The sequence below is a fragment of the Methylobacterium adhaesivum genome (genome assembly GCF_022179065.1).
Lineage (GTDB): Bacteria > Pseudomonadota > Alphaproteobacteria > Rhizobiales > Beijerinckiaceae > Methylobacterium > Methylobacterium adhaesivum.
The window spans coordinates 17,986-36,217 of sequence record NZ_BPQD01000009.1; the positions used below are offsets into that span (position 1 = coordinate 17,986).

Annotated in this window: 15 protein-coding genes; 8 read left to right on the top strand and 7 right to left on the bottom strand. The window is 68.6% G+C overall.

Annotated features, from left to right (window positions below):
- Positions 1 to 52: 52 nt before the first annotated feature.
- Together bioB and MFF01_RS10395 are read right to left on the bottom strand one after the other, a co-directional pair.
- Positions 53 to 1,063 carry a biotin synthase BioB gene (bioB, locus tag MFF01_RS10390; protein WP_373319722.1) on the bottom strand — a complete coding sequence of 337 codons (1,011 nt, stop codon included), beginning with the start codon at positions 1,061 to 1,063 and terminating at the stop codon, positions 53 to 55.
- Positions 1,064 to 1,122: 59 nt separating this feature from the next.
- A complete protein-coding gene (locus MFF01_RS10395) occupies positions 1,123 to 2,007 on the bottom strand; it encodes a fumarylacetoacetate hydrolase family protein (RefSeq protein ID WP_238224909.1) in 885 nt (294 codons plus the stop codon).
- Positions 2,008 to 2,415: 408 nt separating this feature from the next.
- Between MFF01_RS10395 and MFF01_RS10400 the strand changes: the two genes are divergently transcribed.
- Entirely contained in the window at positions 2,416 to 3,735 is a 1,320-nt protein-coding gene (locus tag MFF01_RS10400) for an OmpP1/FadL family transporter (RefSeq protein WP_238224912.1), read from the top strand.
- Positions 3,736 to 3,876: 141 nt separating this feature from the next.
- On the opposite strand, the gene MFF01_RS10405 is transcribed toward MFF01_RS10400, so the two are convergent.
- Positions 3,877 to 5,679, bottom strand: coding sequence for a PHA/PHB synthase family protein (locus tag MFF01_RS10405; RefSeq protein ID WP_238224914.1), 1,803 nt, complete (start codon positions 5,677 to 5,679; stop codon positions 3,877 to 3,879).
- 148 nt (positions 5,680 to 5,827) lie between these two features.
- Between MFF01_RS10405 and MFF01_RS10410 the strand changes: the two genes are divergently transcribed.
- From MFF01_RS10410 to MFF01_RS10425, 4 genes are all read left to right on the top strand, one after another.
- Positions 5,828 to 6,181 (top strand): hypothetical protein, encoded by a 354-nt coding sequence (locus MFF01_RS10410; RefSeq protein ID WP_238224922.1) that lies wholly within the window; start codon positions 5,828 to 5,830, stop codon positions 6,179 to 6,181.
- Between the two features lie 172 nt (positions 6,182 to 6,353).
- Complete coding sequence (locus MFF01_RS10415) at positions 6,354 to 7,601, top strand: LL-diaminopimelate aminotransferase (RefSeq protein ID WP_238225037.1); 1,248 nt, start codon at positions 6,354 to 6,356, stop codon at positions 7,599 to 7,601.
- Between the two features lie 156 nt (positions 7,602 to 7,757).
- Positions 7,758 to 7,970, top strand: a complete 213-nt coding sequence (locus MFF01_RS10420) for a hypothetical protein (protein WP_238224924.1) — start codon at positions 7,758 to 7,760, stop codon at positions 7,968 to 7,970.
- 136 nt (positions 7,971 to 8,106) lie between these two features.
- Positions 8,107 to 8,424: a hypothetical protein gene (locus tag MFF01_RS10425; protein ID WP_238224925.1), complete on the top strand. Its 318-nt coding sequence runs from the start codon at positions 8,107 to 8,109 to the stop codon at positions 8,422 to 8,424.
- A gap of 28 nt (positions 8,425 to 8,452) precedes the next feature.
- Here the strand turns inward: MFF01_RS10425 and MFF01_RS10430 are convergent, their stop codons facing one another.
- Positions 8,453 to 8,854 carry a ribosomal maturation YjgA family protein gene (locus tag MFF01_RS10430; protein ID WP_238224927.1) on the bottom strand — a complete coding sequence of 134 codons (402 nt, stop codon included), beginning with the start codon at positions 8,852 to 8,854 and terminating at the stop codon, positions 8,453 to 8,455.
- Positions 8,855 to 8,952: 98 nt separating this feature from the next.
- Between MFF01_RS10430 and prfB the strand changes: the two genes are divergently transcribed.
- Positions 8,953 to 10,081 (top strand): peptide chain release factor 2 gene (gene prfB / locus MFF01_RS10435; RefSeq protein WP_238224929.1). Its coding sequence is split into 2 segments (ribosomal slippage): positions 8,953 to 9,021 and positions 9,023 to 10,081, totalling 1,128 coding nucleotides; the frame shifts between segments, so codons are not numbered across the junction.
- Positions 10,082 to 10,141: 60 nt separating this feature from the next.
- Here prfB and MFF01_RS22050 read toward each other — a convergent pair.
- Entirely contained in the window at positions 10,142 to 11,383 is a 1,242-nt protein-coding gene (locus MFF01_RS22050) for a M23 family metallopeptidase (protein WP_283207177.1), read from the bottom strand.
- 94 nt (positions 11,384 to 11,477) lie between these two features.
- Positions 11,478 to 11,945: a peroxiredoxin gene (locus MFF01_RS10445; RefSeq protein WP_238224930.1), complete on the bottom strand. Its 468-nt coding sequence runs from the start codon at positions 11,943 to 11,945 to the stop codon at positions 11,478 to 11,480.
- Positions 11,946 to 12,083: 138 nt separating this feature from the next.
- Between MFF01_RS10445 and MFF01_RS10450 the strand changes: the two genes are divergently transcribed.
- Positions 12,084 to 15,536: a YhdP family protein gene (locus tag MFF01_RS10450; RefSeq protein WP_238224931.1), complete on the top strand. Its 3,453-nt coding sequence runs from the start codon at positions 12,084 to 12,086 to the stop codon at positions 15,534 to 15,536.
- 40 nt (positions 15,537 to 15,576) lie between these two features.
- Here MFF01_RS10450 and tyrS read toward each other — a convergent pair whose 3' ends face one another.
- Complete coding sequence (gene tyrS, locus MFF01_RS10455; protein WP_238224932.1) at positions 15,577 to 16,854, bottom strand: tyrosine--tRNA ligase; 1,278 nt, start codon at positions 16,852 to 16,854, stop codon at positions 15,577 to 15,579.
- A 196-nt stretch (positions 16,855 to 17,050) separates the two neighbouring features.
- On the opposite strand from tyrS, the gene MFF01_RS10460 reads away from it, so the two are divergent.
- Complete coding sequence (locus tag MFF01_RS10460) at positions 17,051 to 18,190, top strand: anhydro-N-acetylmuramic acid kinase (protein ID WP_238224933.1); 1,140 nt, start codon at positions 17,051 to 17,053, stop codon at positions 18,188 to 18,190.
- Positions 18,191 to 18,232: the final 42 nt, after the last annotated feature.

Consider the following 18,232-nt stretch of genomic DNA (forward strand, 5'->3'; position numbering starts at 1 on the left):
GACGCCCAAGGGAGGATCGCTTCGCAACCCCGCCCGTTTCGCTTACGGCCGGTTACTCGGCCGCCGCGAGGGTCAGGCCCGGCACGGTAATGCCGAGGTCGCGCAGGAGTTCAGCGTCGGCGTCGGTTTCGTTGTTCTCCGTGGTCAGCAGGCGCTCGCCGTAGAAGATCGAGTTGGCGCCGGCCAGGAAGCACAGGATCTGCGCCTCGCGGGTGAGGTCCTTGCGCCCGGCGCTGAGGCGCACGCGGGCGCGCGGCATCACGATGCGGGCGGTGGCGCACATGCGCACGAGGTCGAGGGGATCGACGGCGGGGCGCTCCGCCAGGGGGGTACCGGCCACGGCCACGAGGGCATTGATCGGCACGCTCTCGGGGTGAGGCGCGTGGTTGGCCAGCACCTGCAGCATGGAGGCCCGGTCCGTCACGCCCTCGCCCATGCCGACGATGCCCCCGCAGCAGACGCCGATGCCGGCATCGCGCACGTTCTGAAGGGTGGTCAGCCGGTCCTCGTAGGTCCGCGTCGAGATGATGTCGCCGTAGAATTCTGGGCCCGTGTCGAGGTTGTGGTTGTAGGAGGTGAGTCCCGCCTCGGCGAGGCGCGCCGCCTGCGAGGGATTGAGCATCCCCAGGGTCACGCAGGCTTCCATGCCGAGGTTGCGCACGCCGCGCACCATGGCGAGCACGGCATCGAATTCGGGGCCATCCTTGGGCTGGCGCCAAGCGGCCCCCATGCAGAAGCGGTGCGCGCCCGATGCCTTGGCGGCGGCGGCCTCCTTCAGCACGGCGTCCACGGGCATCAGCCGCTCGCGCGGCACGCCGGCTTCCTTGTGGTGGGCCGATTGCGGACAATAGGCGCAATCCTCGGGACAGCCGCCGGTCTTGATCGACAGAAGGCTCGCCCGCTGGATGTCGGCCGGGTCGTTGTGGGCGCGGTGCACCTCCGCCGCCCGGTAGACGAGGTCGAGGAGCGGCAGGTCGTGGATCGCCTGGATCTCCGGCACGGTCCAGTCATGCCGGATCGCGGAAGTCGCCAGGACGGGGCGGGCGGCCGAAGTCTCAGTCATCGTCTCGATCATGGCTCCACAAGGCGAATTCCACCCGAAAAATCAAGGCCGGGACCGGTTCAGTGGGTCGGCTCGCCGGCTGCCACCTTGGCGGTCCAGTCGTCGAAGGCCACCACCTCCTGGCGCTGGGTGCCGAGTCCGTCGATCCCCAGCGTGATCACGTCGCCGTTCTTCAGGTAGCGTGGCGGCTTCATGCCCATGCCGACGCCGGGGGGCGTGCCCGTGGTGATGATGTCGCCCGGCATCAGCATCATGAAGTGGGACAGGTAGGCGACGATCTGGGCGACATCGAAGATCATCGTGCGCGTCGAGCCCGTCTGCATCCGCTCGCCGTTCACGTCGAGCCAAAGGCCGAGATCGTCGAGCCGGGGGATCTCGTCGAGGGTGACGAGCCAGGGGCCGATGGGGCCGAAGGTCGGGCAGCCCTTGCCCTTGGTCCAGGTTCCGCCACGCTCCATCTGGAATTCACGCTCGGACAGATCGTTACAGAGACAAACGCCGGCCACGTAGTTGAGCGCCTCGTTGGCGTGGACGTAGGAGGCGCGTGCTCCGATCACGATGGCGAGCTCCACCTCCCAATCGGATTTCGCCGAGCCTTTCGGCAGGATCATCCGGTCGTTCGGGCCGACGATGCAGGACGGCGCCTTGTTGAAGACGATCGGCTCGGCCGGGATGTCGGCGCCGATCTCGGCGGCGTGGTCGGCGTAGTTGAGGCCGATGGCGATGAAGTTGCCGGTGCCGCCGACGCATGGGCCGAGGCGGGTGTCGGGAGCGAGGAGAGGGAGGCTCGTCGGATCGATGGCCCGCAGGCGGGCAAGCCCGTCCCGCGAGAGGGCGAGCCCTGCGATATCGCGCACGTGACCCGACAGGTCGCGCAGGCCGCCCTGCGCATCCACGAGCCCCGGCCGCTCGTCGCCGCTCGCCCCATGCCGCATCAGCTTCATCGCGCACTCCTCCGCACACGTCCTGTCCGCACAGGTTCCGGCACGGCATCGCTCACCCGAGCCGCGGCCGCAAGGGTGGATGCAGAAAGGGTCGCGGGCACGACGTGGAATGCCCGGCCCAGACAAGTGTCTCCGGAATGCGACACCCCTCAACGGAAAGCAGGAAGCGATCACTTTTGTGCGGAACAATGGTGCGTACCCGAGAAGGTTTACATCTAAACCAAAATCGACCCGTGCAGCGCGGTTACATGGAAGAAAAGTCGATTACTCGCTCGTTTCTTCATTTGCTGAATATATCAATATAGAAGAATTGATATTCCGCCGTTTGCGAAGTCGCACCAAGTCCGCCACTCTCAAACTCAAGATGCCGATTTCGAGCATCGTTCCAAGGGATGGGGGAGCAGAGCCATGTCAGGTACGATTCGGTCCATCGCTCGCGCGGGCGTCTCGACGGCAATCCTGCTGGGGGGAATCGCCGGGGCCTCCGCCGGAGCCTTCGGCATCCGCGAGCAGAGCGCAGAGGCCCAGGGCGAGGCCTTCGCCGGAGCCGCGTCCGGCTCGGGCGGCATCTCGTCGATGTTCTGGAACCCGGCCGTCGTGACCATGCGGCCCGGCTTCGTCAAGGAAGAAAACCTGAGCTTCATCGGCCTGTCGGGGCGGATCACTCCGCAGGCGGGGACCAACCCGGCCTTCCTGCCCCTGGGCGGCAGCAACGACATCGGCCAGGGCGCGATCGTGCCGGCCGGCGCCACCTCGTACCAGATCAACGAACGGCTCTGGATCGGCCTGCAGACGGGCGCCCCGTTCGGCCTCGTCACCAAGGCCCGCAACGTCTGGGCCGGCGAACTCTACGGCCGCTCGAACCGGATCTTCACCCTCGCCTTCAATCCGGTCATCGGCTTCAAGGTCAACGAGTGGCTGTCCGTCGCGGCCGGGCCGAACATCGAGTATTTCCGCCTCACCCTGCGACAGGCCGTACCGCTTCCCATCAACCCGGCGGCGCTACCGAGCGCGTTCCTCAAGGGCGATTCGTGGGGCGTCGGCTTCACGGCGGGCGCCCTCATCACGCCTTGGGCGGGCACCGCCCTGGGTATCGGCTACCGCTCCTCGGTCCATCACGACATCGATGGCTCCATCGGCGTCCCGCTCCTCGCCCTGGCGCCGCTGGGCGGGCAGGTCACCGCCAAGCTCAACACTCCTGAGAAGCTCAGCGTCGGCCTCACCCAGGCGATCTCGCCCGTGGCCCGCGTCAGCCTCGGTTTCGAGTGGGACAACTGGACCCGGCTCGGCACCATCGGCATCGTTTCGAAGACGCGCGGCGTGCCGGTGAACGTCCTGCCCCTGAACTACAAGGACGGCTTCACCTACTCCGTGGGCGGCGAGTACGACTGGTCGCCGGCCCTCACCCTGCGGGCGGGCGTGGCCTACGAGGAATCGCCCATCGACTTCTCGAACCGGTCCGTGCGCCTTCCGGACAGCGACCGCGTCAACGTCTCCGTTGGCGCGAGCTACCGCTGGAACGAGAAGCTCACCCTGCACGCCGCCTATTCGCACCTGTTCCTCGACAAGGGCCGCATCCTTGCGGGCGTTGGCCGCGACTACAACGTCCAGAACATCGCCTTCGCGGGCGTGGCCGAGGGTAGCGCCGACCTGGTTTCGGTGGGCTTCCGCTATGTGTTCGGAGACGTCGTCGCGCCGGTCGGCGCCCCTGTCGTACGAAAGTACTAATCAGCACGCGGAACGCCGGCGCAGATCCTCCCCCATGGCGGGGGAGGGGCCGGATCCGCAAATGTCGTGGAGGGCGCCGGCTTCCTCTCGGCGAAATCGGGCAATCGACCATGGACCGCCCCCGGGCACGGGGATCGGTGTTCAGGCCTTCATCCGCACATAGGTGCCCGGCGCCGGACCGAGCGAGGGCAGGCCGGCCTCGCCCGGCACCCGCGCCGGGACACGCGCAGGGGCCTGGCGCTCGAGCCACGAGAACCAGTACGGCCACCACGACCCCTTGGTCTCCGTCGCGGCCGCGATCCACGCGTCCAGGGTGCCGCTCACGGGACCACCGGTCCAGAAACCGTATTTCGGTTTGGATGGCGGATTCACCACCCCGGCGATGTGGCCGGACCCGGCGAGCACGTAATCGACGGGGCCGCCAAACTTGGTCGAGCCCTCGAACACCGACAGGGCCGGGGCGATGTGGTCCTCGCGGGTGGCGAGGTTGAAGACCGGCACGGTGACCTTCTTCAGGTCGAGACGCACGTTGCCGAGCATCATCCTGCCCTGCGCCAGGGTGTTCTCGAGGTAGCAGTTGCGCAGGTAGAACGAATGGTTGGCCGCCGGCATCCGGGTCGCGTCGGCGTTCCAGTACAGGAGGTCGAAGGGCATCGGCGTCTTACCCTTCACGTAGTTGTTCACGACGTAGGACCAGATGAGATCGTTGGGCCGCAGCATGTTGAACGCCGTGGCCATGCCGGTGCCCTCGAGGTAACCGCGCTTCTTCATACGCGCCTCAATGAGGCGGATCTGCTCCTCGTCGGCGAACACCTTGAGGTCGCCCGCATGGGTGAAGTCGACCTGGGTGGTGAGGAAGGTGGCGCTCTTGATCCGCTTGTTGCCGGTGGCGGCCTGCATCGCGAGAGTGACGGCGAGCAGAGTGCCGCCGACGCAGTAGCCCGCCGCCGCGACCTCGCTTTCGCCCGTGGCGACCCCGATGGCGTCGATGGCCGCCTCGATGCCCTCGCGCATGTAGCTCTCGAAATCCTTGTCGGCGTGGCGCGCGTCGGGGTTCACCCACGAGATGCAGAACACCGTCAGACCCTGCGAGACCATCCAGGCGATGAGGCTTTTCGCCGGGTTGAGATCCAGGATGTAGAACTTGTTAATCCACGGCGGCACGATGAGGAACGGACGCTTGATCACCGTTTCGGTGGTCGGTGCGTACTGGATCAGCTCCATCAGGTCGTTGCGGAACACCACCTCGCCGGGCGTCACGGCGACGTTGACGCCGACCTCGAAGCCCGCCGACGGGTCGGTCTGGCGCACGCGTAGCTGCCCCTTGCCGGCCTCAATGTCCTCGGCGAGCATCTTCATGCCGCGGACCAAGTTGGCGCCGTTCTCTTCGAGGGTGTGACGGATGAGCTCGGGGTTCGTCAGGACGAAGTTCGAGGGCGAGAGGGCGCCGACGATCTGGCGCAGATAGAATTGCGCCTTGTGCCGGGTGTGCTCGTCGATCCCCTCGGCCTCGTCCACCAGCCCTTCGGCCCAGCGCGAGGTGATGAGGTAGCTCTGCTTGATGAAGTCGAAGAGCGGGTTCGTCGACCATTCGGCATGGGCGAAGCGGGTGTCCCTGGCCTCCGGAACGGCCACGGGCTGGGCCGGCTCGCCCTGGAACCGGTGCCAGGTCGAGCCCCACAGGCTGATGAAGGCCTCGCTGAGCCGGGCCTGCGCCTCCACGGTCTTCTGCGGATCGACGAGCCAACGTTCGGCGACGGTGCCCAGCGTCCGGACCACGTCGTTGACCTCCTCGGGCGGCTCATGCGCCGTCGGCAGGCCCTCGCCCTCCGCGACGGGCTTCATGTAGACGGCGGCGGCACGTCCGAATTCCTCCATGAGCCGGCTGGCGTTGCGCGACAGGGCGTCGATGTCGGGCAGGGGCGTCGTCCGTTCGGTCGTCACGCAGCTACTCTCCCTCGTCGAAGACGCCTTCGCGGGAGACCGGCACCGCGAGCGGGCGACGGCAGCGCGGGGCCTCGTTTCCGACAAATTAACGCGGCATCGCGAACTTACGCCAGATCGCATCGCATTTCATCGGCCCTCATCCGTCATGCCCCGGCCCTCCGTCCAAGCCCGTCCGCTGGGCCGTGCCGCCTGCCTCCCGGCCGTCCTCTTGGCCGTGGCGGGCCTCGCCGGTGCGTGCTCCAGCGACCTCAATCCCCTGAAGGCTGCCTATCAGCCCGGACCGGCTGCGCCCGCCTTCGTGGCCGAGTCGCGGAGAGAAGGTGGCGACTTCCTGCCCGTCGGTGTCTCGGCGCCGGCCCGTCCGATCCGGGCGAAGTCGGCCGAGGGCACGAAGGCGTTGGAGGCCGAACTCGTGGGTGCACGCGGGCGCAACGAGGCGCAGGGCCGTTCGGCCGAGAGCGCGGGTCGCGCGACCAGGCCGGCCTCGGCGACGCCCTGAAGCGGTCCACCGAACTTTCCGTGGCCGCCGACCCAAAAAGATAACGGTCGGCGCCAAACCCACGAAGTGATAGACCACCCCGGATTCTTCGGGGGACGACCCGTCTTCCTCCCGCCCTCTGCCGTTTCGCGCGCCTCGGTCCCGATCCGCGCCCATGGACACCGTGAAGGCCATGACCGACTTCCACCGCATCAAGCGCCTGCCCCCCTACGTCTTCGAGCAGGTGAACCGGATCAAGGCCCAGGCCCGCGCCAACGGCGCCGACATCATCGATCTCGGCATGGGCAATCCCGATCTCGATGCCCCCAAGCACGTCATCGCCAAGCTGGTGGAGACCGCCGGGCGCCCGCGCACGGATCGCTACTCCTCCTCGAAAGGCATCGCGGGCCTGCGCCGCGCCCAGGCGAACTACTACAAGCGCCGCTTCGGCGTGAGCCTGAACCCCGACACTCAGGTGGTAGCGACCTTGGGCTCGAAGGAAGGCTTCGCCAACATGGCCCAGGCGATCACGGCGCCGGGCGACGTGGTGCTGGTACCCAACCCGAGCTACCCGATCCACGCCTTCGGCTTCCTCATGGCCGGCGGCGTCATCCGCTCCGTGCCGGCCGAGCCGACGCCCGCCTTCTTCCCCGCCGTCGAGAAGGCGATGCAGCACTCGATCCCCAAGCCCGTGGCGATCGTGGTCTGCTATCCCTCGAACCCGACGGCTTACGTGGCGAGCCTCGATTTCTACCGGGACCTCGTCGCCTTCGCCAAGCGCCACGAGATCATCATCCTGTCGGATCTGGCCTATGCCGAGGTCTATTTCGACGGCGAACCGCCGCCCTCCGTGCTGCAGATTCCGGGCGCCATCGACTGCACGGTGGAGTTCACCTCCCTGTCGAAGACCTTCTCCATGGCCGGCTGGCGCATGGGCTTTGCCGTGGGCAACGAGCGCCTGCTCGCGGCGCTCACGCGGGTGAAGTCCTACCTCGATTACGGCGCCTTCACGCCGATCCAGGTCGCCGCCACCGCCGCCCTGAACGGGCCGGAGGATTGCATCGCGGAGATGCGCGCGATCTACAAGAAGCGCCGCGATGCCCTCATCGAGTCCTTCGACAAGACGGGCTGGAAGATCCCGAGCCCCTCGGCCTCGATGTTCGCCTGGGTGCCGATCCCGGAGAAGTACCAGGCGCTCGGCAGCCTCGAATTCTCGAAGCTCCTCCTCGAGAAATCGGACGTGGCCGTGGCCCCCGGTGTCGGGTTCGGCGAGCACGGCGACAATTTCGTGCGCATCGCCCTCGTCGAGAATGAGCAGCGCATCCGGCAAGCCGCGCGCAACATCCGGCGGTTCTTCGAAACTTCCGACCGCACGCTCCACAACGTGGTGCCGCCCACCGAGCCGCCGGCCGGCTCGACGAACCTCGCAAAGGCCGGCTGAACCCGCCTCGCCGCGCCTTGGTGCACGGCCGCGTCCTGTTGCGCGGCGGCGACAGGGCGCGGCAAAGCGGAAGCGGAGCGGCCGGCGCGGCTTGTCACCCCGGCCCGGCATCCGCAGGGTCGCCGGGTTGTGGCGAGTTCATTCGCAGAGGAACGCATGCGCCGATTGACCCTCCTGGCCGCGTTGGCGCTTGCCGCCTCGGCCGGCGCCTGCGCCCCGAAGCCGATCGTGGCCCGCGACCCGGTGCCGCCCCCGCCCCCCGGCCTCGGCTATGCCTGCGACTCCCGTCCCACGGTGCTCAACGCCTTCTACACCACCTGCACCCCGGTTCAGCGCGAGTCCGACGTGGTGATCCGCTCGAAGGGTTGACCGGTCGCGGGCCCGCGCCTTGTCGACAACCGGGTGGGAATCGCCCGGCGACACCCGGACGCCGCGGACAAGCCGGTCCGTTTGCGCCATGGTGCTCCGAAGCGTCCCATCGATCCCGTCCGCCCCGGAGCTGCCCGTGTCGCCGATCTCCCGCACCGCCCTCGCCGCCGGTCTCGTCGCCCTCGGGCTCACCGGGCCGGCGCTCGCCGAGATGCACTACCTCGGCGCTTCCGGTCCGGTCGTCCTGCCGACCGACGATGCCACGGGGCGGCCGCTCCCCGATGACCCGCGCGCCATCCCGGTCCCGAGCGTGATGAACGGCGGCGGCTTTGGCCTCACGGGCACCGATTACTTCACCGACAGTCGCAGCGAGGGCCGCCTCGACGGCTCCACCCGCCAGCGCGAGTTCGTGCTGAACCCGGCCCGGATCGGTCCGCAGGATTTTCGCCGCTGATTCCTCGGGCGTCGGCACGGCGCCGGAGTCATCTCGGCCTGGGACGCGCGCTGGAATCCAGCAGTGCCGCGACCGCGATGCCGACGGCATACGCGACGAGGTTCCAGAGCGAGAAGATCCGCCCGAGGAGAAGCTGGCCCGCCAGGGTCGACCGGAAGGCATCGAGCCCGGGCGCGTGGACGAGGCGGACGAGTTCGACGCCCAGTGCCACGAGGGCGGCCAGGACGACGATGCGACCTCGGGGGCGCAACGCAAACGCGGCCACGAGGCCGTAGACCATGGCCCCCCACAGGGTCGAACCGCCGTATTTCACCACACCCGCCGGCAAGCCCATGGGCACGAGGCGCAGGCTGATCCCCGCCAGAACGACGACGAGCGTGACGGCGAGGAGGCGCAGCCTTTCGCCGAACGGGCTGGGACCTTGGCTCATGGGGCAGGCTTTCGCATCGTGACGTTCCGGCGTTTACACTGGACGGGCGGCTCGGTATCACCCGCCCTCACACCTCGCACACGAGTCCGAAACACCAGATGCGCGCCGAGATCGAACAACTCTCGGATGCCGCCAAGCAGTCGATCGGACTGCTGAGGAGGCATCTTTGACTGGGATACCGTCGAAAAACGCCTCGCGGAGCTGAACGCCGCCTCCGAGGACCCTGCCCTGTGGAACGACGCTGAGGCCGCGCAGACCGTCATGCGCGACCGCACGCAGCTCGACGAGGCCGTCACCTCCATCAAGCGCCTGTCGCAGGATCTCGAGGATGCCGCGACGCTCATCGAGCTCGGCGAGATGGAGGGTGATCAGGAGATCGTCCTTGAGGGGGAGAACGCGGTCCGCGCCGTCGAGGCCGAAGCCGCGCGCCGCCAGATCGAGACCCTCCTGTCCGGCGAGGCCGACGGCTTCGACACCTACCTCGAAGTCCATTCGGGCGCCGGCGGCACCGAGAGCCAGGACTGGGCCAACATGCTTCAGCGCATGTACGCCCGCTGGGCCGAGCGCCGGAAATACAAGGTCGAGATCGTCGAGTGGTCGGACGGCGACGAGGCCGGGATCAAGGGCGCCACGCTCCTGATCAAGGGTCACAACGCCTATGGCTGGCTCAAGACCGAGTCGGGCGTGCACCGGCTGGTCCGCATCTCGCCCTACGATTCGAGTGCGCGCCGGCACACGAGCTTCGCCTCCGTATGGGTCTATCCGGTGATCGACGACCGCATCGTCATCGAGATCAAGGAATCCGACTGCCGCATCGACACCTACCGCTCGTCGGGCGCCGGCGGCCAGCACGTGAACACCACGGACTCGGCCGTGCGCATCACCCACAACCCGACCGGCATCGTCGTGGCGTGTCAGCAGGAGCGTTCGCAGCACAAGAACCGGGCGACCGCCTGGAACATGCTGCGTGCCCGCATGTACGAGGCCGAGCTGAAGAAGCGCGAGGAGAAGGCCAACGCCGAGGCCGCCGCGAAGACGGATATCGGCTGGGGCCACCAGATTCGATCCTACGTCCTCCAGCCGTACCAGCTCGTGAAGGACCTGCGGACGGGCACCCAATCGACGGACCCGGACGCGGTGCTGGATGGGGCCCTCGACCCGTTCATGGAGGCGTCCCTGGCCCAGCGAGTCTATGGTGGCGCCGACGCGGTCGAGGATCTGGACTGAACGCCGGTCAACGCTAGAGCATCGTCCCGAAAGCCGGAGGCTACCTTTCGGGACGATGCTTCAGGGCGTCGCGCTCGAAATCGGATCGAGGGCATCGGCCAGGCGCAGGAACCGCTGCGGATCGACGGGCTCGCCGTCGATCCGGGTCTCATAGTGGAGGTGGCTTCCCGTCGAGCGGCCCGTAGACCCGACACGGCCGACGATGGCGCCGGCCGCGACCCATTGGCCCGGCGTCACGTCGTAGGCGGATAGATGGGCGTAGCGCGTCGCCAGCCCGTGGCCGTGATCGACTTCGACCATGTTGCCGTAGCCGCCCCTGTACTCGGCCAGGGTGACACGCCCGGCCGCCGTGGTGCGGGCCGGCTCGCCGGTCTCGGCGCGAAGGTCGAGGCCCGTATGCAGGGCATAGCCCCGCGTGAACGGATCGAGACGAGCCCCGAAGGTGCTCGAGACGGATGCCTCGCCGAGGATGGGTCGACGCAGGGGCAGGGCCTCGGCGAGGCGGCGCAGGCCGGCAGCCTCCGCGACGGCGCGCTGGGCCTGCGCCGCGGCCACTCCGAACGGATCATCGCCCAAGGGAACCAGGGGACCGCCGACGCCAGGTTCGGGGCGGGGCGCGAAGCGCGTCGGATCGAGCCCGACCCGCGCGAACAGGCCGCGCAGGCGCTGAGCCGTACGATCGGCCCTGGCGCCGATCCCGGCGACGATCCGCGACTGCGCTTCGGCAAGGCCGTCCAGGCGTTGCTCCAGGCTCGCCACCATGATGCCGGTGTGGCGGGCGCTCTCGCGGGCGCCGCGAAGGCCGAGGGGCTGGTCGGGGGGGTCGGGGATCGGAAACGGCTTGGCCGTCCCGACCGGACGGCGCTCGGCGGCGGTGACCGGCTCGTCCTCGACAGTCGCCTCCGGCAGGCGGCGTCCGAGGGTGTCGCCGGCCAGGGCCGAGAGGGTGCCCTGGCGCGATTCCAGGGTCTTCTGGCGCCGGGACAAGTCGGCCAGCCGCGCGGCGAGTTCGTCGCGGGCCGTCGCCTGATCCAAACTCGTGCGCTCGAGTTCCAGCTTCAACGCGGCGATGCGAGCCTCATAGCCGTACTGCATCGTGCTCTGCTGGGAGACGAAACGGGCGAGCACCTCGTCGTGAAAGACGAGATAGTAGGTCGCGCCCCCGGCCCAAATCGTGGTGAGGGCGAGCACCGTACCGAGGACCCGGACGCCGAGGGGGCTCTCGATCAGCCTCGCCCGGCCGACCGGTCCCCGCGCTCTGGGGCGTGCCTTTTCGCGGGGCTGACGGGGGGTGAGGAACATCGACGCAAACCTGATTCAGTGCCCATCATTTGGCCCGAACACGGTTAATGAAGCTTCACTGTCGCAGGCGCCCGCCACCCGCTCCGTCTTCGGATCAGGCCTGGGCCTGCGCCGCCGCCAGCACCTCCTTGGCGTGCCCCGGAACCTTCACCTTCCGCCAGATCCGGACGATCCCCCCCGTGCGATCGAGGAGCATCGTGGTGCGCTCGACGCCCATGTATTTTCGGCCGTACATGCTCTTCTCGACCCAGACACCATAGGCTTCGAGCATGGCCTTGGTCTCGTCCGACGCGAGGGGAAAGGCGAGATCGTATTTCGCCCTGAACTTGTCGTGGCTCTTGACGGAGTCAGGTGAGACTCCGATCACGATCGTGTCGGCTGCGGCAAAAGCCTCTCGCAGGGTGTTGAACTCCTGCGCCTCCAAGGTACATCCGCTGGTGTCGTCCTTCGGGTAGAAATAGAGGACAGCCTTGCGGCCCGCGAGGTCCGCGAGGCGCACGGCGCCGCCTCCCGCGCCCGGCAGGTCGAAGTCGGGAGCCTGATCTCCGGTATCGAGGGGCATGATGCCTTCCTTTCGGCCGATTAATGGTATGCCTGGAGCCGACGCCGAGGCCCGGGCCGGATGCCCGAGAAGCCTTTCCTTCCCGGACCGCAGCTCGATAGCCCGAGGGTGCGTTCCGATCCAGCGGCTCAAGGATTGATGGTTCAGGACACGGTCACGGATGCGCGGCCGGGACGCGCGGGCGGACGGCGGCGCCGGCGCTGGCTGCTTTGGCCGGCGGTGATTCTCGTGCTCGCTCTCGGAGCGGGTCTCGCCGGGCTCGTCTGGCGCCTGTCGAGCGGTCCCCTGCGCATCGACGGCATGTCGGAACGCGTCGCCTCGGCCATCGCCGGGAGCATCGGCGCGGGCTGGCGCGTGTCCCTACGCGACAGCGCCCTCGAACTCGATTCCGAGAACTCCCTGGCCCTGCGTGTCGGCGGCCTCGACATCTACAATTCCGAGGGCGCCCTGGTGGTGCGGGCGCCGCATGCCGTCGTGAGCCTCGACACTTGGAGCCTCCTGCGCCTCTCGGTCCAGCCCCGGGCCATCGAGTTTCGCGATCTGCAGATGACGGCCCTCGTGCACCGCGACGGCAGCATCGCCTTTGCGGCCTCCGACACGTCGCAGGCCGGAGCCGTCGAACCCCATACCCTGCCCAGCGTGGACGCGGTGCTGGGCAAGGTCTCGCCGATCTCCGCCACGATGGCCTCGATCTTCGGGGTGGTGCTGGATCGCGCCGGCATCGTCGGGGCCCTGGACCGGGCACGGATCACCAACGGCCGCCTCACCCTCATCGACGACGACGCCCGCCAGCGCGCGGTGTTCGAGCACGTCAACGGCCTGTTCCGGCGCGACGCCACCCGCAACGCCCGGGTGTTCGAGCTGCGCATCGACGGGCCGCACGGAGAATGGCGCTTCGGCGGCGATCTGCAGGAAGCCGGCGGCACCCGCCGCACGGGCATCATCACCCTCGACGACCTGCCGATCACCGACCTTCTGCTCCTGTCGGGCCAGTCGAAGCTGCCGGTGGCGACCGACCTCAAGCTCTCGGCCAAGGCCGACATCGCCCTCGACACCGGCCGCATCGAGACGATGACCGCCGACATCCGGACCAGCGACGGCAACTTCCTCATCGAGGAAAAGGACTTCAACCCCGTCACCATCGAGAGCCTCGCCGCCCGGGTGAGCTGGGACGAGACGGCACGCGCCATGAAGCTCGACGCCCTCGACTATCGCGGCGCCGGCAACACCGCCCACCTGACCGGTGCCTGGACGGCGGGCGCGCCGGATTCCGATATCAGCTGGACCATGAACCTCGAGGGCCGCGATGCCGTCCTGCGGGGCGCCAATGCCCAGGACCGACCCGTCACCCTCGACAGCCTGTCCACCCATCTGACGGGGCGGGCCGGCGGCATCGCCATCGACGATTTCACCGTCCGGGCTGGGGCGGCGAGCGGGCGGATCACCGGGACCCTCGGCACGACCGCCGACGACGACGGGTTGACCCTGCACATCACCGCCGCCAACACCGACGGGCGCATGGCCCTGCGTCTCTGGCCCGAGCACGTGGCCCCGCCGGCCCGCAACTACCTCGTGGACAACCTGCGCGGGGGCCGGGTCGACAACGTCGACATCACCATCGACATGAGCGGGCCCGAACTCGCCGCCGCGACGCGGGGCGAGCCCATGCCCGACAACGCAGTCCACATCGCGTTCGCCGTCTCCGACGCGACGCTGGCCGTCTCGGACGATGCGCCGCCCCTGAGCCGCGGCCGCGTCACCGGTGTCATCACCGGCCTGACCACCACCATCCGGAACGTGACCGCGGACCTGCGCATGGCGGACAACCGCGCCCTGTCGATCACCGACGGATCGTTCGTGATTCCGAAGATCAGCCCGGACGCGGTGGTGGCGCAGATCGGCCTGCGCCTCGGCGGCGGGGCCGATGCCTTGGTATCCCTGATGCAGACCCGGATGTTCAAGAGCCTGACGGGCGTCGACATCGATCCGGCCAGCGTGAAGGGGGCGGCCGATCTCCGGATCGATTTTCCGCTCAACCTCAAGCACATTCCCGACTTGGCGGACCTGCCGGTGACCATCGCGGGCACGCTCGCCGAGATCGGCGTCGACAAGGCGTTCGGCAAGGAACGCCTCGACGCCGGGCGCTTCACGGTGTCGTACGATCGTGGCGCCTTCGCCCTCAAGGGCGACGCCAAGGTACTCGGATCGCCCCTCACCGTGGACCTGCGCCAGCCCAAGCCCGGCGCGCCGGGCGAAGTCACCGTCAATCTCAGCCTCGACGAAGCCCTGCGGGCGAAGAAGGGCATGCCTGTCTCGCCCCAGCTCACCGGCTCGATCCCGGTGAAGATCGCCCTGCCCATCGGGCGCTCGGGCTCCGGCAAGCCGCCGATCCGGATCGAGGCGGATCTCGTTCGTGCCGGCATCGACGGCATTGTCCCGGGTTTCACCAAGGCGCCGGGAAAACCGGGGCGCCTCGCCTTCACCCTGACGGAGAGCGCGGCCGGCGGATCGTTCGACCTGCGCGACATCGCCCTCGACGCCGCGCCCGCCCTAGCGCGAGGCACGGCGACCCTTGGAGCCGACGGTCAGGTCGAACGGGCCGACTTGTCGAGCCTGAAGCTCTCGCCCGGCGACGACATGCGGTTGCAGCTCGACCGCACGGGGAATGCCTACCGCATCGCCGTCAAGGGCGCCGTGGCCGATGCCCGCCCGATCCTGCGCGGGCTCACCGCCCCGGAGGGCAAGGGCAAGGCCGACGCCGCCCCGAAGGACATCGATGCCGACGTGTCGCTCGCCATCCTCACGGGCTTCAACGGCGAGGCCCTCACCAACGCTACCGTCAAGCTCGCCCTGAAGGGCAAGGACGTGCGGACCGGCCGTATCCAGGGCCGTTTCGGGGGTGCGCCGTTCAGCGCGCAGATCAGCCGCACCGAGCAGGGGCCGGCCCTCACGGTGGACAGCCAGGATGCCGGCGCCACCCTGCGCTTCGCCGACATCTACAAGCGGATGTACGGCGGCCGGCTCGTCATGAGCACGGGCCTCAACGATGGGCCGCAACAGGGCGTCGTCCAGATCCGCAACTTCGTCCTGCGCAACGAGCCGGCTCTGTCGAGCATCATGGCGCAGGGCCCCGCGAGCAGCGAGGTGGTGGACGCACGCGGCCGCAAGCAGATCGTACAGAACACCGGCAACGACGTGACCTTCGACCGCCTGCGCGCCAACTTCGTCCGCACGGGCGCCCGGGTCGATTTCAGCGACGCGGCGATCTCCAACGCCGCCATGGGCTTCACCCTGAACGGCTACCTCGACACCGCCAAAGAGCGCACGGACATCAACGGCACCTTCGTGCCGCTCTATGGCCTCAACAACGTCGTCTCGCAGTTGCCGATCCTGGGCCAGCTCCTCGGCGGCGGTCACAACGAGGGCCTGTTCGCCCTCAACTTCCGCGTGTCCGGACGCCTGTCCAAGCCCGATGTCAGCGTCAACCCGCTCTCGGCCCTGGCGCCCGGCATCCTGCGCAAGCTCTTCAGCGCCGGGGGCGGCAACGACGGGATCGCGGGGGCCGCGCCCATGGGCGAGACCGAGCGGTAGGAACCGGCCCGGGGCGACCGGGCCGGGGTATCTCCTGGCCTCAGCCGACCTTCAGGAGCACGTGCTTCTTGCGGCCGAAGGAGAGCTTGATCACGCCGTCCGCCGTCACGTCGCCCGTCCGCAGGACCGCGCGCTCGTCGGTCAGCGCCACGTCGTTAACCCGCAGGCCGCCGCCCTTGATCTGGCGCCGGGCCTCGCTCGTGGAGGGCACTAGCTTCGCGTAATCGGGCCCGAAGGCCGAGAGCACGCCGAGGCCGGCTTCGAGGAGGTCGCCGGAGACGAACACGGTGGGCAGGTCCTGGGCGACGCTCCCCTCGACGAAGGTTTTCCGCGCGGTCTCGGCGGCGCTGTCCGCCGCCTCGCGTCCATGCATCAGGGCCGTGGCCTCGCTTGCCAGCACCTTCTTCGCCTCATTGATCTCGGCGCCCTGGAGGGCCGACAGCCGGGCGATCTCCTCCATCGGCAGCAGGGTGAACAGCTTAAGGAACCGGCCGATATCGGCGTCCTCGGTGTTGCGCCAAAACTGCCAGTAATCGTACGGCGACAGCATGCCGGCATCGAGCCAAACCGCGCCTGCCGCCGTCTTGCCCATCTTGGCGCCCGACGCCGTGGTGAGGAGCGGACAGGTGAGCCCGTAGAGCTGGGGCGTGCCCATGCGGCGCCCGAGATCGATGCCGTTGACGATGTTGCCCCACTGATCCGAGCCGCCCATCTGCAGCACGCAACCGTATCGGCGGTTCAGCTCGACGAAGTCGTAGGATTGCAGGATCATGTAGTTGAATTCGAGGAACGACAGCTCCTGGTCGCGCTCCAGCCGCATGCGGACGCTGTCCATGGACATCATTCGGTTGACGGAGAAGTGCCGGCCGATGTCGCGCAGCATCTCGATGTAGTTGAGCTTGGTCAGCCATTCGGCGTTATCGACCATGGTGGCGGCGTTGCCGCCGCCCTCGAAGCTGAGGAACCGGGCGAAGGTCTTCTGGATCCCGGCCTTGTTCTCCTCGATCTGCTCCAGGGTGAGGATCTTTCGCGATTCGTCGCGGCCGGACGGATCGCCGACACGGGTCGTGCCGCCGCCCATGAGGGTGATGGGCGTGCCGCCCGTGGCCTGGAGCCAGTGCAGCATCATGATCGACAGGAGGTGGCCGACATGGAGCGACGCCGCCGTGCAATCGTACCCGACATAGGTGGTGAGCCGCCCCTCCAGGGCCGCCGCGTCGATACCAGCCAGATCCGAGCCCTGATGGATGAAGCCGCGTTCGGACAGGACCCGGAGGAAATCGGATTTCGGAGCGAAGGCGTCGGACGCGGTGGACATGGACGGTTCCGGTGTCAGAGGAGGGCGGATCGGGACAGGGCGAGGCGCGGCGTGATAGCACCACGCGGACATTGCGCCGGCTCTTGGGAGGGCCTCACGAAACTCCCGGGCGCGCCGGGCTCTCGCCGTGAAGCCGACCGCGCCGCGGGAGTTCCGTGAGAGACACTTAGCAGGGCTGACCGAGGAAGGCACGACCATGACCATGCTGCGCGCGATCGGCCTGATGAGCGGCACGTCCCTCGACGGCGTCGACGTCGCCCTCATCGAGACCGACGGGCATGACGTCCGGGTGGTGCAGAGCCACAACGGCTACCTCGAACCCCTCGGCCCAACGGGCTATCGCGGCTACTCGGACGAGGATCGCGATCTGCTTCGCCGTGCGCTCGCCGATTCGGAGGCCGTCATCGCGCGTGAGGACCGGCCGGGATGCCTGCCCGAAGCCGAAGCCTTCGTCACGGCCGCCCATGCGGAAGCCGTGGAGAGTTTCCTCGCCGACAACGGCCTGACACCGGCCGACATCGACGTGATCGGGTTCCACGGCCAGACCGTGGTGCACCGGCCGGACCAGCGCATGAGCGTGCAGATCGGCGACGGCGCCGCCCTCAGCCGCCGCCTCGGCATTCCCGTGGTGTCGGACCTGCGCCACGCCGACATCGCGGCGGGCGGGCAGGGCGCCCCTCTGGTGCCGGTGTTCCATCAGGCGCTTGCCCGCGCCTCCGGTTTCGAGGGCGCGCTCGGCATCCTCAATATCGGTGGCGTGGCCAACGCGACGCTCATCGCCTCGAACGGCGACGTCATCGCCTTCGACACCGGGCCGGGCAACGCCCTCATCGACGACTGGATGCGCGAGCGCACGGGCCGCCCCCTCGACGATGGCGGCCGTACGGCGGCACGGGGACGCCCCGACGAACCGCTGCTGGCGTGGCTTCTCATCCACCCGTTCTTCGCCCGCAGGCCGCCGAAATCCCTCGACCGGAACTGGTTCTCGCACAAGCTCGCCGGCCAGCTCTCGACGGAGGACGGGGCGGCGACGCTCACCGCCTTCACGGCGCGAGCCGTGGCGCGGGCCCTCGACCATGCCCCCGAGATCCCGGCCCGCTGGATCGTGGCGGGCGGGGGTGCGCGCAACGGCGAGCTCGTGCGCCTGCTGAACTACCACCTGCGCGCCGAGATCACGACGGCCGACGCCATCGGCTGGTCCTCGGCCTACCTCGAGGCGCAGGCCTTCGCGCACCTCGCGGTGCGGTCATTGAAGGGCCTGCCGATCACCTTCCCGTCGACCACGGGCGTGCGCGAGGCTTTGACCGGCGGCGTCCTGGCCCAGCCGGACGATTGATCCCGCCCCAGCGGGTGACCGCATCGAACGGGCCGGCATTTG

Bases quoted from the DNA above. Each gene is read 5' to 3' on its own strand.
- MFF01_RS10450 (WP_238224931.1), top strand. From the start codon at position 12,084: ATGGTTCAGGACACGGTCACGGATGCGCGGCCGGGACGCGCGGGCGGA.
- MFF01_RS10430 (WP_238224927.1), bottom strand. From the start codon at position 8,854: ATGAGCCAAGGTCCCAGCCCGTTCGGCGAAAGGCTGCGCCTCCTCGCC.
- bioB (WP_373319722.1), bottom strand. From the start codon at position 1,063: ATGACTGAGACTTCGGCCGCCCGCCCCGTCCTGGCGACTTCCGCGATC.
- MFF01_RS10460 (WP_238224933.1), top strand. From the start codon at position 17,051: ATGACCATGCTGCGCGCGATCGGCCTGATGAGCGGCACGTCCCTCGAC.
- MFF01_RS10415 (WP_238225037.1), top strand. From the start codon at position 6,354: ATGACCGACTTCCACCGCATCAAGCGCCTGCCCCCCTACGTCTTCGAG.
- tyrS (WP_238224932.1), bottom strand. From the start codon at position 16,854: ATGTCCACCGCGTCCGACGCCTTCGCTCCGAAATCCGATTTCCTCCGG.
- MFF01_RS10410 (WP_238224922.1), top strand. From the start codon at position 5,828: ATGCCCCGGCCCTCCGTCCAAGCCCGTCCGCTGGGCCGTGCCGCCTGC.
- MFF01_RS10395 (WP_238224909.1), bottom strand. From the start codon at position 2,007: ATGAAGCTGATGCGGCATGGGGCGAGCGGCGACGAGCGGCCGGGGCTC.
- MFF01_RS22050 (WP_283207177.1), bottom strand. From the start codon at position 11,383: ATGTTCCTCACCCCCCGTCAGCCCCGCGAAAAGGCACGCCCCAGAGCG.
- MFF01_RS10420 (WP_238224924.1), top strand. From the start codon at position 7,758: ATGCGCCGATTGACCCTCCTGGCCGCGTTGGCGCTTGCCGCCTCGGCC.
- MFF01_RS10400 (WP_238224912.1), top strand. From the start codon at position 2,416: ATGTCAGGTACGATTCGGTCCATCGCTCGCGCGGGCGTCTCGACGGCA.
- MFF01_RS10445 (WP_238224930.1), bottom strand. From the start codon at position 11,945: ATGCCCCTCGATACCGGAGATCAGGCTCCCGACTTCGACCTGCCGGGC.